This is a genomic window from Marivirga harenae, assembly GCF_030534335.1.
GTDB lineage: Bacteria > Bacteroidota > Bacteroidia > Cytophagales > Cyclobacteriaceae > Marivirga > Marivirga harenae.
Map to the genome: position 1 here is coordinate 4,361,076 of NZ_CP130565.1, position 12,383 is coordinate 4,373,458.

General features: G+C 33.2%; 12 protein-coding genes. 4 read left to right on the forward strand and 8 right to left on the reverse strand.

What is annotated here, in order from left to right; translation table 11 throughout:
• The first annotated feature begins 120 nt into the window (after window positions 1-120).
• Window positions 121-1,590 carry an SDR family oxidoreductase gene (locus tag Q3Y49_RS18635; protein ID WP_303270152.1) on the forward strand — a complete coding sequence of 490 codons (1,470 nt, stop codon included), beginning with the start codon at window positions 121-123 and terminating at the stop codon, window positions 1,588-1,590.
• Here the strand turns inward: Q3Y49_RS18635 and Q3Y49_RS18640 are convergent.
• Window positions 1,551-2,579, reverse strand: coding sequence for a glycosyltransferase family protein (locus Q3Y49_RS18640; protein WP_303270153.1), 1,029 nt, complete (start codon window positions 2,577-2,579; stop codon window positions 1,551-1,553). The genes Q3Y49_RS18635 and Q3Y49_RS18640 overlap by 40 nt on opposite strands.
• A gap of 234 nt (window positions 2,580-2,813) precedes the next feature.
• Between Q3Y49_RS18640 and Q3Y49_RS18645 the strand changes: the two genes are divergently transcribed.
• The 3 genes from Q3Y49_RS18645 to Q3Y49_RS18655 all read left to right on the forward strand — a co-directional run bounded on the left by Q3Y49_RS18645 (window position 2,814) and on the right by Q3Y49_RS18655 (window position 5,444).
• Window positions 2,814-3,113, forward strand: coding sequence for a hypothetical protein (locus tag Q3Y49_RS18645; RefSeq protein ID WP_303270154.1), 300 nt, complete (start codon window positions 2,814-2,816; stop codon window positions 3,111-3,113).
• 112 nt (window positions 3,114-3,225) lie between these two features.
• Window positions 3,226-4,803, forward strand: a complete 1,578-nt coding sequence (locus tag Q3Y49_RS18650) for a SulP family inorganic anion transporter (RefSeq protein WP_303270155.1) — start codon at window positions 3,226-3,228, stop codon at window positions 4,801-4,803.
• Window positions 4,804-4,811: 8 nt separating this feature from the next.
• The gene (locus Q3Y49_RS18655; protein ID WP_303270156.1) at window positions 4,812-5,444 is read left to right on the forward strand and encodes a carbonic anhydrase; all 633 of its coding nucleotides are present in this window, start codon (window positions 4,812-4,814) and stop codon (window positions 5,442-5,444) included.
• Between the two features lie 62 nt (window positions 5,445-5,506).
• On the opposite strand, the gene Q3Y49_RS18660 is transcribed toward Q3Y49_RS18655, so the two are convergent.
• From Q3Y49_RS18660 to Q3Y49_RS18690, 7 genes are all read right to left on the reverse strand, one after another.
• A complete protein-coding gene (locus Q3Y49_RS18660) occupies window positions 5,507-6,154 on the reverse strand; it encodes a protein-L-isoaspartate(D-aspartate) O-methyltransferase (protein WP_303270157.1) in 648 nt (215 codons plus the stop codon).
• Between the two features lie 117 nt (window positions 6,155-6,271).
• Window positions 6,272-7,009 (reverse strand): phenylalanine 4-monooxygenase, encoded by a 738-nt coding sequence (locus Q3Y49_RS18665; RefSeq protein WP_303270158.1) that lies wholly within the window; start codon window positions 7,007-7,009, stop codon window positions 6,272-6,274.
• Window positions 7,010-7,251: 242 nt separating this feature from the next.
• Window positions 7,252-7,689 carry a hypothetical protein gene (locus Q3Y49_RS18670; RefSeq protein WP_303270159.1) on the reverse strand — a complete coding sequence of 146 codons (438 nt, stop codon included), beginning with the start codon at window positions 7,687-7,689 and terminating at the stop codon, window positions 7,252-7,254.
• Entirely contained in the window at window positions 7,686-8,666 is a 981-nt protein-coding gene (locus Q3Y49_RS18675; RefSeq protein WP_303270160.1) for a hypothetical protein, read from the reverse strand. Before Q3Y49_RS18675 ends, Q3Y49_RS18670 begins: the two co-directional genes overlap by 4 nt.
• Window positions 8,623-9,804, reverse strand: coding sequence for a DUF4221 family protein (locus tag Q3Y49_RS18680; RefSeq protein WP_303270161.1), 1,182 nt, complete (start codon window positions 9,802-9,804; stop codon window positions 8,623-8,625). The genes Q3Y49_RS18675 and Q3Y49_RS18680 overlap by 44 nt, the downstream gene beginning before the upstream one ends.
• 148 nt (window positions 9,805-9,952) lie before the next feature.
• Window positions 9,953-10,147: a hypothetical protein gene (locus Q3Y49_RS18685; RefSeq protein ID WP_303270162.1), complete on the reverse strand. Its 195-nt coding sequence runs from the start codon at window positions 10,145-10,147 to the stop codon at window positions 9,953-9,955.
• Between the two features lie 286 nt (window positions 10,148-10,433).
• Window positions 10,434-12,227, reverse strand: coding sequence for an SLC13 family permease (locus tag Q3Y49_RS18690; RefSeq protein WP_303270163.1), 1,794 nt, complete (start codon window positions 12,225-12,227; stop codon window positions 10,434-10,436).
• Window positions 12,228-12,383: the final 156 nt, after the last annotated feature.

A 12,383-nucleotide genomic window follows, 5' to 3' on the forward strand; every position in this document is an offset into this window, starting at 1 on the left:
TATTACTTAAATTAAAAATAGCAAAGAAGAATTATAATAGCTAAACATATTCTACAATAGGCCAGATTTATTCGATAAACGCTAGTTGTAACATTTTAGATTGCGAGAAGTTTTATAATTATGAAGATTCTACTTACAGGAGCAAATGGGTATATCGGAAGAAGGCTACTTCCTATTTTAGTGATGCAAGGACATGAGCTTGTTTGTTTCGTAAGAGATAAGAGAAGAATTGAACTTGAGGAAAAACTCATAGATAAAGTCCAATTTTTTGAAGCGGATCTGCTTAAACCAGAACAACTCCAAGATTTACCGAAAGACATTGAAGCTTCCTACTACTTAGTTCATTCGCTGGGTAGTTCTTCCAATGAATTCCAGCAAATGGAAAAAGATACTGCTAGTAATTATGTTGAAGCCCTCAATAAAACTAATTGTAAGCAAATAATTTACTTAAGTGGGATTTCTAATGATCACTCACTATCCAAACACCTATCATCAAGAAAAAATGCAGAAGATATTTTAGCTTCAGCTAAAGCAGAATTAACCGTTTTAAGGGCAGCTATTATTATCGGGTCAGGTGGGGCCTCATTCGAAATCATCCGTGATTTGGTAGAAAAACTCCCAGTAATGGTAGCTCCAAAATGGCTCCGAACTCGTTGTCAGCCCATTGCCGTTAGAAATGTTATCAATTATCTATCTGGAATTATTGGGAAAAATGAATCTTATGGTAAAACTTACGATATAGGAGGTCCTGATATTTTGACCTACAAAGAGATGCTTCTCATCTTCGCCAAAGTGCGAGGCCTAAAAAGATATATCATCACACTTCCAGTACTGACTCCTAGATTAAGTTCATATTGGCTTCATTTTGTAACTGCAACGAGTTATAAAATTGCAAGCAGCTTAGTGGCAAGCATGAAAAATGAAGTGATAGTTCAAAACAAAGGAATCGAAAACATTGTACCACAAGAACTCATTCCTTATAGCGAAGCGGTGAAAATGGCTTTTGATAGAATTGCTCAAAATGAGGTGGTTTCCAGCTGGAAAGATGCATTTGCTAGTTCGAAAATCAATACCGAATTAATGGAATTTGTCCAAGTCCCTACATACGGATGCTTTGTTGATAAAAGGACGGCCACATTTCGCAGACAGCGATCCGAAGTACTGCAGAATATTTGGGAAATTGGTGGTGATCGTGGGTGGTATTACTGGAATTTTTTATGGAAAATTAGGGGCTACCTTGACAAGGCTGTCGGAGGGGTTGGACTACGTAGAGGCAGAAGAAGCCCTGACCAATTAGTGGTCGGTGATTCATTGGATTTTTGGCGAGTCTTAGTGGCTGATAAACAAGAAGGGAGATTATTGTTATATGCTGAAATGCGATTACCTGGTGAAGCGTGGTTAGAATTTAAAATCACTAAGGACAATGAAAAGAATAAACTCACACAAACTGCCACTTTCAGGCCACACGGTTTATTTGGAAGATTGTATTGGTATAGTGTCTTTATTTTTCATGAATTTATTTTCAAGGGAATGATGAATAGAATTATTAATCACCGAGAAAATGAAAAAGATTCGGCAGTAGTAGTATAATAAGGATCTACATTTTCACAGACTAGTCTTCTGACAATTGCATCCGTTTGATTTGGGTAATTGGTATTGACAACATTTGCTTCAGTAATGAAAAGCTTTAAGGTATCTAATTGTGACAATTTCAAAGATTCAATCACTTTTACACCCATTTTTTGTAAAGCAACGGCATTGCACTGTTGTTCATATTGCCCTCTCATCGGAATTACAAGTAACTTCTTTTGAAGAAACAATGCCTCCGCAGGACCTTCAAAACCCGCGCCACAAATAAGACCCTCACATGCTGCAAGACTCTGAAGATACAATTGATTATCAATAGGAATAATCTCAATATTCCCCACCTTTTTTGCTGCAGTGCAATGCTTTGAAAACACTTTGCAGGACACTTCCAGTACTGATAAAACTTTGACTATTCTTTCGTCACTATATGCAGGTAAATAAACAGTATAAAAATCACCTTCCTTCGTCTTTAGATCTCGGATTTCCTGTCTAATAATAGGGAGATAGATTTTATCCGCATAAGTTTTAAAATGAACCCCATAAGATTGATTGACAGGAGCGTAATATTTCAGTATCAAATAACCTAGCCAATCTGTTTTCATTGGTTTTGGAGAAAAAGGATGAATAACTGCTGATTGATGGCTTAATCCGACACATTTCTTTGCTTTCAATAAACATGCCCAAGCAGAAACAGCTTCAAAGTCATTAATAATTAAATCATATTGGTGCACATCTAAATTCCATATTTCCTTTATAAAGCGGAAGAGGTTCATCCTTTTTAATGTTTTAAAAATATCGACACCTCCCCTTTTGCCAAAAATGAAGCTAACACCAAATAATTGATATCGCACTGGATAATTCAATTTAACGTCCGATTGTGTCCCACTGATCAGTATATCAAGCTCCCCATATTGCTGCAATAAAGGAATAACATCCCTAGCTCTACTGATATGTCCATTTCCAGTACCTTGAATCGCATATAAAATTTTCATCCCAATTTTTTTAGAAAGATATATGTGGGAAATGAAGTGATTATAAATTAGAAATAAAGAAATTATGAATTTTTGAAATTGATATAAGTTAAATGTTAAAGTTGATTTTTACCATTTAAGTATTTTATATTATTTATTTAAAAATTTAATACTTAATTTTGATGTATAGAGAGCTTTTTAGTGAAACCGATACAAATCACCATATCAATATTCTTTTTTGTTTGTCTCTTCAATGTGGCTTTCATACCGCAAATATGTCTAAATGCTATCGAAGATTTACAGCACAAAGAGTTGACCAATAGCATTTTAGGAGAAGAATCAACAAACGGCTTGAATATTTTTGAGGATGAAAGCAAAGAATCTTCTAAAGAAAATAATGAGGATGAAAATAATAACCTGAATCTGAAAGCAATGGCTTTATTTAGAGCGTCTGTTCATAATTTCATTCATGAATCGCTTGTTAATAGTTTTTTTCATTCCAATCACTACCAATCAGTTTCGGTATTAAACACCACACCACCCCCTAAACTATAATTCACATAGTTTTTAACCTTACATTTTTTAAAGTAAATACACAGTATACTTATTATCACTGTTGTACATTTTTCACAATTACGATTTTACAAAAAACTTCAATTGATTAACAATGAGTGAATCAAAATTTACAAAATATACAGGAATCACCTTTAATCATTTAAAAAGTGATTCTCTTTCTAGTTTAGTAGTATTTCTAGTTGCTATGCCGCTATGTTTAGGGATTGCTTTGGCATCAGGTGCGCCATTATTCTCTGGTTTAGTAACAGGTATAGTTGGTGGTGTGGTGGTTGCCTTACTGAGTGGTAGTCAATTAGCCGTTTCAGGTCCTGCAGCAGGATTAGCTGTAATTGTTTATAACGGAATTGAAGATATAGGATTTTTTGAAGGATTCTTAGTTGCCGTAGTTTTAGCCGGTGTTATCCAATTACTTTTAGGATATCTAAAAGCTGGAACAATTGGTAATTATTTTCCTTCTTCTGTAATTAAAGGAATGTTAGCGGCCATTGGTATATTACTGATCATAAAACAAATACCTCACATCTTCGGATATGATGAAGATTATTTAGGGGATTTGGATTTTTGGCAAAATAATGATGAAAATGCATTATCTGCCCTAGTTTCTGCATTTGAAAATATAGATCCTACAGCTTTCATTATTTCAATAATATCATTGGTGATTTTAATTGGCTGGAATTACATTAAAAATAACAGCATCAAATCTATACCTGCCCCTTTAATAGTTGTTTTTGTAGGGGTCGGAATAAATGCCATTTTCCTTGCATTAGATAACGGGATGGCTCTGTCTCAAAAGCACCTAGTAACTATCCCTGTCTTAGGTGAAGATACTTCCTTTGAAAATTTATTTGTATTTCCTGACTGGTCAATCCTAACAGAACCAGTAGTTTATACGGTAGCCATTACCATCGCAATCGTTGCAAGTTTAGAGACTCTTTTAAGTGTTGATGCTGTAGATAAATTAGATCCGCAGAAAAGAAGAACTCCTTTAAACCGAGAAATGAAAGCACAAGGAGTGGGTAATATTATTGCAGGTTTTCTAGGAGGACTACCCATGACTGCTGTTATTATTAGAGGGACAGTTAATATAAATTCTGGTGCTAAAACTAAATTATCGGCATTTTTTCACGGTATTTTATTAATTGTTGCCATCCTATTAATTCCTACGATTATCAATATGATACCATATGCGAGTTTGGCTGCTATACTCTTGGTAACAGGTTATAAATTAGCCAATATTTCACTCTGGAAAAGAATGTATAAAATCGGCCCTACTCAATTCTATCCATTTGTGGTTACAATTGTGGCAATTGTATTCACAGATCTATTAATAGGTATTGTAATAGGATTACTAGTGGGACTGTTAAATATTCTGATTAAGAATATGAAAAACACTTATTCATTTGATGCCAAGAAACACCAGGAAGGTGATCCGATTGTTTTAAAATTATCTGATGAAGTATCTTTCTTAAATAAGGCAAGTATGGTTAAAACTTTAGACAGTGTACCTAAGGACTCCAAAGTTATAATCGATGCTCAAAAATCATCATTCATCGATTTTGATGTGATCGAAGCCATTGAATTGTTCACAAATGAAGGTGCCAAATACAAAAATATAGAAGTAGAGCTACAAGGCTTTGAAAAATTTCATGAAAAATATAGTGTAAAATAAATACAATTATGGAACAACAAAAATATTCTAAGTTATTCGAAAACAACAAAAAATGGGTTGAAGAAAAGTTAAATATTGACCCACAGTATTTTGAAAATCATGCAAAAGGACAAAGTCCAAAATATCTATATATAGGCTGTGCTGATAGCCGTTTACCAGTAAATGAGATGACAGGGACGTCTTCTGGAGAATTATTTATTCATAGAAATGTAGCCAATATGGTGGTGCATACAGATAACAACTTAATGTCTGTTTTACAGTATGCTGTCCAAGTTTTGAAAGTTGAACATGTAGTTGTATGCGGACATTATGGTTGTGGTGGAGTAGCAGCAGCTCTTGAAAATAAGAGCTTAGGGCTTATTGATTCGTGGTTGATGAATATTAAAGAAAGTTATCAAAAAAATAGAAACTTTGTAGATAGTGCTGAAACTAAGGAAGCTAAAGTTAACCGATTGGTCGAAAGTAATGTAAAGGAACAAGTTTACAATCTATATAAAACGAGCTATGTTCAAGAAGGAATCAAATCACATGACTTGCAAATCCATGGCTGGGTTTATGATCTAAAAGAAGGACTTCTTAAGGACTTGGAAATAAATGCAGAGAAAGATTTCAAAGAAATGACTCTTTATACATTTAACTAATTTTTTTTTTCTAGACATGCAGGAACGACTTAACCCAGGGATAAGTCGTTCTTTTTTTATGCTTATTTCCAACCATCCTCTCCTTTCAAGGGTACAAAACTAAAATTAGAAAATACTTCCTTTGAAATCTTGCGTTCAGTGTTTTTCGTCAAACGTAACATTTGCTGGACATTATCATCACCCACTGGAATAACTAGACAACCACCAATGGACAATTGTTCTATTAGAGAATTTGGGACGGTTGGAGCACCTGCTGTTACTATAATCTTATCAAACGGGGCATGTTTAGACAAGCCTTTGGAACCGTCTCCACTAAAGAAAAGTGGTTTATATCCCATTTCTGGTAAAAATCTTCTGGTGCGTTCATACAAATCTCTTTGATACTCTATGGTATACACCTTTGTTCCCAACTCACATAATACGCATGCCTGATAGCCCGAACCTGTTCCGATTTCCAATACCTTATCTCCTGCTTTTACATTTAATAATTCGGTTTGAAACGCTACAGTATACGGTTGCGAAATGGTTTGACCGTGCCCAATAGGAAAGGCTTTATCTTGATAAGCATGCTCGAGGAAGGCATTCTCGAAAAATACATGACGAGGTACTTTTCCCATAGCAGATAAAACACTTTCATCTTCTATCCCTTTTTCGCGCAGCTTTTGAATTAATCTCCTACGCATTCCCTGATGTTTATAACTGTCTACCATTGCTTATCAAACTTAGGAAAAATTCAGGAATGGAAGAGTAGAAAAGGTAAAAATTACAAACTTAGATATATGAAAACCTTCCAGCTTTAAAAAAAGCCAGAAGGCCGACTTAAATCATCAAGGAATACTTATTGGCTCTTTCTGCAATCTATCCTCAATTACTTTATCGATATGACCTAAAGAACTATATAGTTGTTCAAAATCGTCAATGATAAAGTATTTTGTTTGAAACTTGTCCTTTCTATAACTACTGTCAATAATAGCTTCTACATTATAATCGAAGTGTTCAGGTTCATTTGAAATGGAGAATTTGGTTTCTCCAGGCGATGAAATAATTCCAGCACCATAAATTCTTAAATCGCCTTCTTCCCTGATTAAACCGAACTCGATAGTAAACCAGTAAATTCTACTCAAGAGGTGAATTGCCCAGTCATTATCTAAATGTTTGAGACCAATTTTTGCAAGACCTTGTAAGAAATCAACAAATGGCTGATTTGTCAATAATGGGATGTGCCCAAATACATCATGAAACATATCTGGCTCTTCCAGGTAATCCAACTGCTCTCGAGTTCTCAGCCAGGTAGTAGCTGGAAAAATTCTATTGCTCAAGAGTTCAAAGAACTTATCATCATCTACAATTCCTGGAACCGCTGCCACTTGCCACCCGGTCAATTCTTTAAGGTACTTATTAGTTTCCTTAAAATTGGGTATAGCTTTTTCTGTAAAATGAATCTTATCGATTCCATCTACAAACTCTTTAGTTGCTACTTTTTTGATGTTTTGAAATTGTCTCCCGAAAAGGATTCCCCAAACCTCTTGGTCTTCGGTGGTGTAATTGTCATAAATTTGCTCCATGCTACTATTAATTAATTTTTAATGTTAGTGTTTAAAATTTGGACATAAAAAAAGCCCGATTCCATTGGAACCGGGCTTGGTATATTTTCAATTTGAAATATGTCTTACATCATATGCATAACACTACCATTACCGATTCCTGTCGGGGCTAGATAATAGTAATAATATGTGTTGCGCTTAAAATTCATCTTGCCAAAGATAATAGTGGAATAATTAAAAACAAATGAAATTTGTAATATTATTTATATTTCAAGTAAACTATCTAAGATTCTAATTTCATCAACCTTAATGTTTTGATGCGAATAAGTATTTCCATCTCCATCAAATTGCAAAAAAAGAGGATCATGGCTATAAATATCATAAGGAAAGAAATCTTTTTCCTTTACCTCATATATATTCCAATTATCTGATTCATATTCGGCTCGATCAAAGTAGCCCCCTCTTTCCATATTGCCAATAAAAACAAGATTGAGACGATTAATTTCATTCTTCAAAAGGAAGCTATTATTGATTTCTAAACAACCACTACAAGATTTCATATCAATAACGTAAAATTGCTGATTGCTTCTTTGAGTTTCATTTAAATTTAATTCTTCCTCAATAAATTTTTCAAACTTATCTGATTTGTCACACGATAGATTAAGAAGTATAATAAGTAACAATAAAGTAAATCTTTTCATAATTTATGTAAATCTTCAATTGGCACTAAATAAAATCCATAACCTCCTTTAAATTTATCTCTGAGCATGATTTTCCCATTAAAAAAGCCACCATTTAATTTGTTTAGGGTTACATTGAAATCATTTAGAACTTCCGACTCGAAATCATCTTCATTAAAATTATATATTCTTAATTTAGTTTGCTCTCCTTCTAGAGGATAATATTTCACCAAATAATATTGACTATCTACCTTATTGTAAAAAATTTCAATGCTCTGATCTGACTCTACTTCCTTAGATAAATCAAGAACGCTCACTTTAAAATCATCCAAATCAAGCTTAGTAAATGAATTTGAAATTTTATCAGAGAAACATAATTCTCCATTATTATTCATATAATAATTATGAGGATAACTTATGCTTTTATAACTAAAATCATTTCGTTCAGTATTATTCAATCTTACTTTTTTGGAATTAATTAAATTAAAAGATTTGTCATAATATTGAAATTCGTAATCCGTATGCTTCCTTTTATTTTTAATATCTATACCTAAATAAGCATTTGATAAAAATAGAAAATTAGTTGCTTTTATATCGTTCTGTCTGAGATCTCTATTATCCAATCTTTCAATGGTTTCAAAACGATTGTTTTTGAAGGATATTAAAGCAAACTCCTTCATAAATGAAATCGAAAACAAGCTATCATTCAAAACTGTAATATTTTGAACAATGCCGGCATTTGACCAGTCTTCCAATTCCAGTGTATCTTGATGTAAATTATTGCTATCAAGTAATAATAACCTTTGCGAATTGGAAAACATCCTGCTATTTTCACTTAGAATGGTAAGACTACCCATTTGCTCATCGGATGGGCTATAAAAAATATAAGATTCAGGTATTTCCTGTGCATAATGGGTTGAACTAACAACCAATAATTGAAGCAATAACAGATGTCTAAAAATTAATCTTAACCAAATCAAATTCATATTTTTCTTCATTATTTTCTGTAGACCAAGCACTTTCTTTACTAATCAAAAGTCCATCCTGAGTAGGTAATATATGCAAGAAGTTATAAATTGAAGCTGGAAATTCCACCTCGCCTAAAACTTCAAATTCGGGAGTAAATGCTATAAGAAACCAGTTAGCTTTCATTTTATGAACATTCTCTTCACTATTATGTGTACTACTTTTAAAAATTCGGTAATAAACATTTTGATATTTATCATAAATAAGATTTACATAACCTTCGTCATTATTAAAAGCATCTAATTCTTCCTCTGTGCTATATCCTTTTTTATTTTCAATATCGAATAAGGTAACATCCCCTTTCGCACTATTGCTTTCTACATTGAAAAACTCATCTTCTTTCACACTAAAAACCTCACTTGAATTATAAAAATTTATCAGTAAATCCTCAGTATCTGTATTCAAGCAAAAAGTATTGAATGGGTTGTTCGGTGCATTCTTTTGATCATAAATTTCAGGCCATCTTCCGGAAAATTGACTGAACTCTAAAGTTTCAAAATCGAATTTAGAAATCAATGGAGCACTATAGAAGGTTTTTCTATCATTGAAACCATCTAGATACGAATTTGGAACAGTATTGATAATTAATTCTTTACTCTGATTATTATATGAAAAGGGAATATAGAAATTGCCATTTTGTGTTATAGAAAATGGGAAAAATTGACTGTCAGAACCCGTAATATCATTAAATAGTTTAGAGGGATATTGATTATCTACCATTCTAAAACTATTCATCACTTCACCTTCCTGATTAATTAATTGAAATGAACTAGCATCAAGCGAAAATAGAAAAATAGAGTCCTTATTATGGTAACAAAATGAGCTTACCGGATAAATTCTATTTGGTCCCTCGCTTTCCAATTGAGTTGAAAAGAGAAACTTATTTTCTTTCAAACTGAAGAAATCCAATTTGCTGAAATTACGATCAAGTCCTACAAATTCATCCTCACCTACTAACTGAATTTGACTATGTTCATATTGTACATCAGCATTTATCGGTATTTCAATTGATTTTAAAACTGAAAAGTCTAATGTATTATTTTCTACTTCTTTTAATTTGGAACATGAACAAATAATAAAAAATATAAGATATAAACCTTTAAATTTCATGTCTATAATATTGTTTTTTACGGCCACATGGAATCTTTGATTAAAAATTCATCTTCGGTTAGTGTGTAATTCGCAGCTAAGTTTTTAATGTCGATTTCATATAAGTCCTTTAAAGGTTGACTAATTAAAGTCAACCCTTTAAGTTAAATTAAATTGATTCTGCAAAAATTCTACACCGATGACAATCAGTTCCGAAGCCATAACAAACTCCTAAAGTTTGGTTACCTCGTTCAACACCGTTTTTGCAATGTGGAGGTCTTGCTTCTGAATAATTGTTCATCCCGAACAATAATGCTGCTGAGAAAATGCCTATAGACATTAAATACATTACTTTCTTTCTCATAATTTCTTTGTTAAAAAAGTTGAAAATTTATTTAATATCAAAACTCAACCTTAACTCACGCCTAAATCAAAAAAACTAGCTAGCATTTGTAATCCATCAATTGGGGTTTTCTGTAAGGTTTTATTTCGAAACTTCACAAATGAAGAAAAAAAAAAACGTAAACACAAAATAAATTACAATAAGTATTCAATAATTAGTTCGATGTTACTACAATAGGCAGGAAAAATAGTTACTGATTCGAATAACTATATTTTTAATAGATTGAACCTTTTTATAAAAATTACACCTAAAAAGAATAAAAAATAGGTATTAGTAAAGAGGCAATGATCCAGAAGATAATTCCTAGTGGTGCTCCAATTTTAAAGAAATCTTTAAAATCATAATTACCAGCACTATAGACCATGGTATTGGTTTGGTATCCTATTGGGGTCATGAAGCTCGCACTTCCAGCCATCATCACTGCAATTAAAAAGGGTAATGGACTAAAACTTAAAGCCTCTGCTATTGACATGGCAAGTGGCGCCATTAAAGCCGCAGCAGCATTATTGGATATTATTTCAGTAAACAGCATAGTAATCAAATAAATTCCGGCTATCATAATGAACGGGGCTGTCTGATTTTCTGTAAATGCTAAAAAATTAGTGACCAACCAGTCATTCAAGCCACTTTTTTCCATAGCAGTACCGAAACTTAATGAACCTGCTAGCAAAAAAATCACTTGCCAGTCTATCGAGCGATAAGCATCCGTCATACTTATGATCCTGAAAATACCCAATAAAAACACACCAGCCCACGCGGAAGCGACAATAGGGAGAATATTAAAAGTAGCAGCAACAATTACTAAAGCTAAAACAATAGAAGATATATAAAGCTTTCGTTTGTCGGGTATATCTAAATCGCTTTCCCTGACAGACAAAAAAGGTGCATTAGGGTTGCTTTCCGCCTTTTGTAATAATTCATGACCTTTTTGACTAGTTTGTAATAATAGAATATCCCCCACCTTCAATCGGATGTTTTCCATATCTTTGAATTGACGTTTACCTCTATGTCTGATGGCCAATAGATGAGAATGATAATTTTTCAAGAAATTGATATTCTTCAATTTCTTATCCACCAAGTGTGTCCCTGGCATTATAATCACTTCAACTACTTTAGTCTCTTCTTCTGGGAAATATTTATCAGTAATCGATTTCACGATGGACAGATGCTGATCGGCTACCACTTTTTTTACTTTATCGAGCTCCCCTTTAATCAACATCACATCTCCAGCTTGCAGGCGAGTATTCATTTTTGGATTTTTAATGGAACTGTCTTCCCTTCTCAATTCCTGTACCTCAAATGTTAAATCCTTTCTTTTGAATAACCCTTCAATACTAATACCCGTTTTTTCATCAGGTAATTCTTTTATTTTAACCTCTGTTAGAAATTTTGTGATCTGACTATCATCTTGCAAAGGTTTAACCTGAGATTCCTTCGGCAGTAAGTACTTTCCCGCAAACATTAAATACAATAAACCTACTACTAGAAATACCAAGCCCATAGGAGCCATTGTAAACAAACCGATACCTTCGAAGCCTTTATCTTTAGCAATACCTGCTACTAGCAAATTGGTAGAAGTTCCTATTAAAGTACATGTCCCTCCTAAAATAGCACCATACGACAATGGAATTAAAAATTTAGAAGGGTGCAAAGACAATTTTTTAGCCGCTTTCGAAACAATTGGAATAAATGTTGCTACCACTGGTGTGTTATTTATGAATGCCGATAACAAGCCGACTCCTGAACTCATTCCTAAAATAGCTCCACCGTAAGTTTTGCTGAATAACCGAGTAACCAAAGGAGCTAGTAGCTTTATTACACCTGCCCTGATCATCGCACTACTTAAGATGAACATGGCCGTTACAGTGAGTGTAGCACTATTAGCAAATCCTCTAAAGCTTTCTTCGGGTTCTAAAATTCCAAAAACAATCCAAACTACCATAACCCCAATTGCCACTAAATCTACTCGCACTGCTTCTGTAGCGAATAACACAATCGCTGACAATATGACTACAATAGTGATTATAAAGGATAGTTCCATATATTTCTAATATATGTGCCTTCATCTTGTAAAACAAGAATTAGGATTGATTTTAAAGCATGGAATATCAGAATAAATAAGAATAGGTTTATCAAGCAATCTAATCCCGACTTTGATAAAAGTTTAATATTCAACCAACCTTTACATTTTAGGCAT

Coding starts and splice junctions, on each gene's coding strand:
- Q3Y49_RS18655 (WP_303270156.1), top strand. CDS start 4,812: ATGGAACAACAAAAATATTCTAAGTTATTCGAAAACAACAAAAAATGG.
- Q3Y49_RS18640 (WP_303270153.1), bottom strand. CDS start 2,579: ATGAAAATTTTATATGCGATTCAAGGTACTGGAAATGGACATATCAGT.
- Q3Y49_RS18685 (WP_303270162.1), bottom strand. CDS start 10,147: ATGAGAAAGAAAGTAATGTATTTAATGTCTATAGGCATTTTCTCAGCA.
- Q3Y49_RS18690 (WP_303270163.1), bottom strand. CDS start 12,227: ATGGAACTATCCTTTATAATCACTATTGTAGTCATATTGTCAGCGATT.
- Q3Y49_RS18650 (WP_303270155.1), top strand. CDS start 3,226: ATGAGTGAATCAAAATTTACAAAATATACAGGAATCACCTTTAATCAT.
- Q3Y49_RS18660 (WP_303270157.1), bottom strand. CDS start 6,154: ATGGTAGACAGTTATAAACATCAGGGAATGCGTAGGAGATTAATTCAA.
- Q3Y49_RS18665 (WP_303270158.1), bottom strand. CDS start 7,009: ATGGAGCAAATTTATGACAATTACACCACCGAAGACCAAGAGGTTTGG.
- Q3Y49_RS18675 (WP_303270160.1), bottom strand. CDS start 8,666: ATGAAGAAAAATATGAATTTGATTTGGTTAAGATTAATTTTTAGACAT.
- Q3Y49_RS18635 (WP_303270152.1), top strand. CDS start 121: ATGAAGATTCTACTTACAGGAGCAAATGGGTATATCGGAAGAAGGCTA.
- Q3Y49_RS18680 (WP_303270161.1), bottom strand. CDS start 9,804: ATGAAATTTAAAGGTTTATATCTTATATTTTTTATTATTTGTTCATGT.
- Q3Y49_RS18670 (WP_303270159.1), bottom strand. CDS start 7,689: ATGAAAAGATTTACTTTATTGTTACTTATTATACTTCTTAATCTATCG.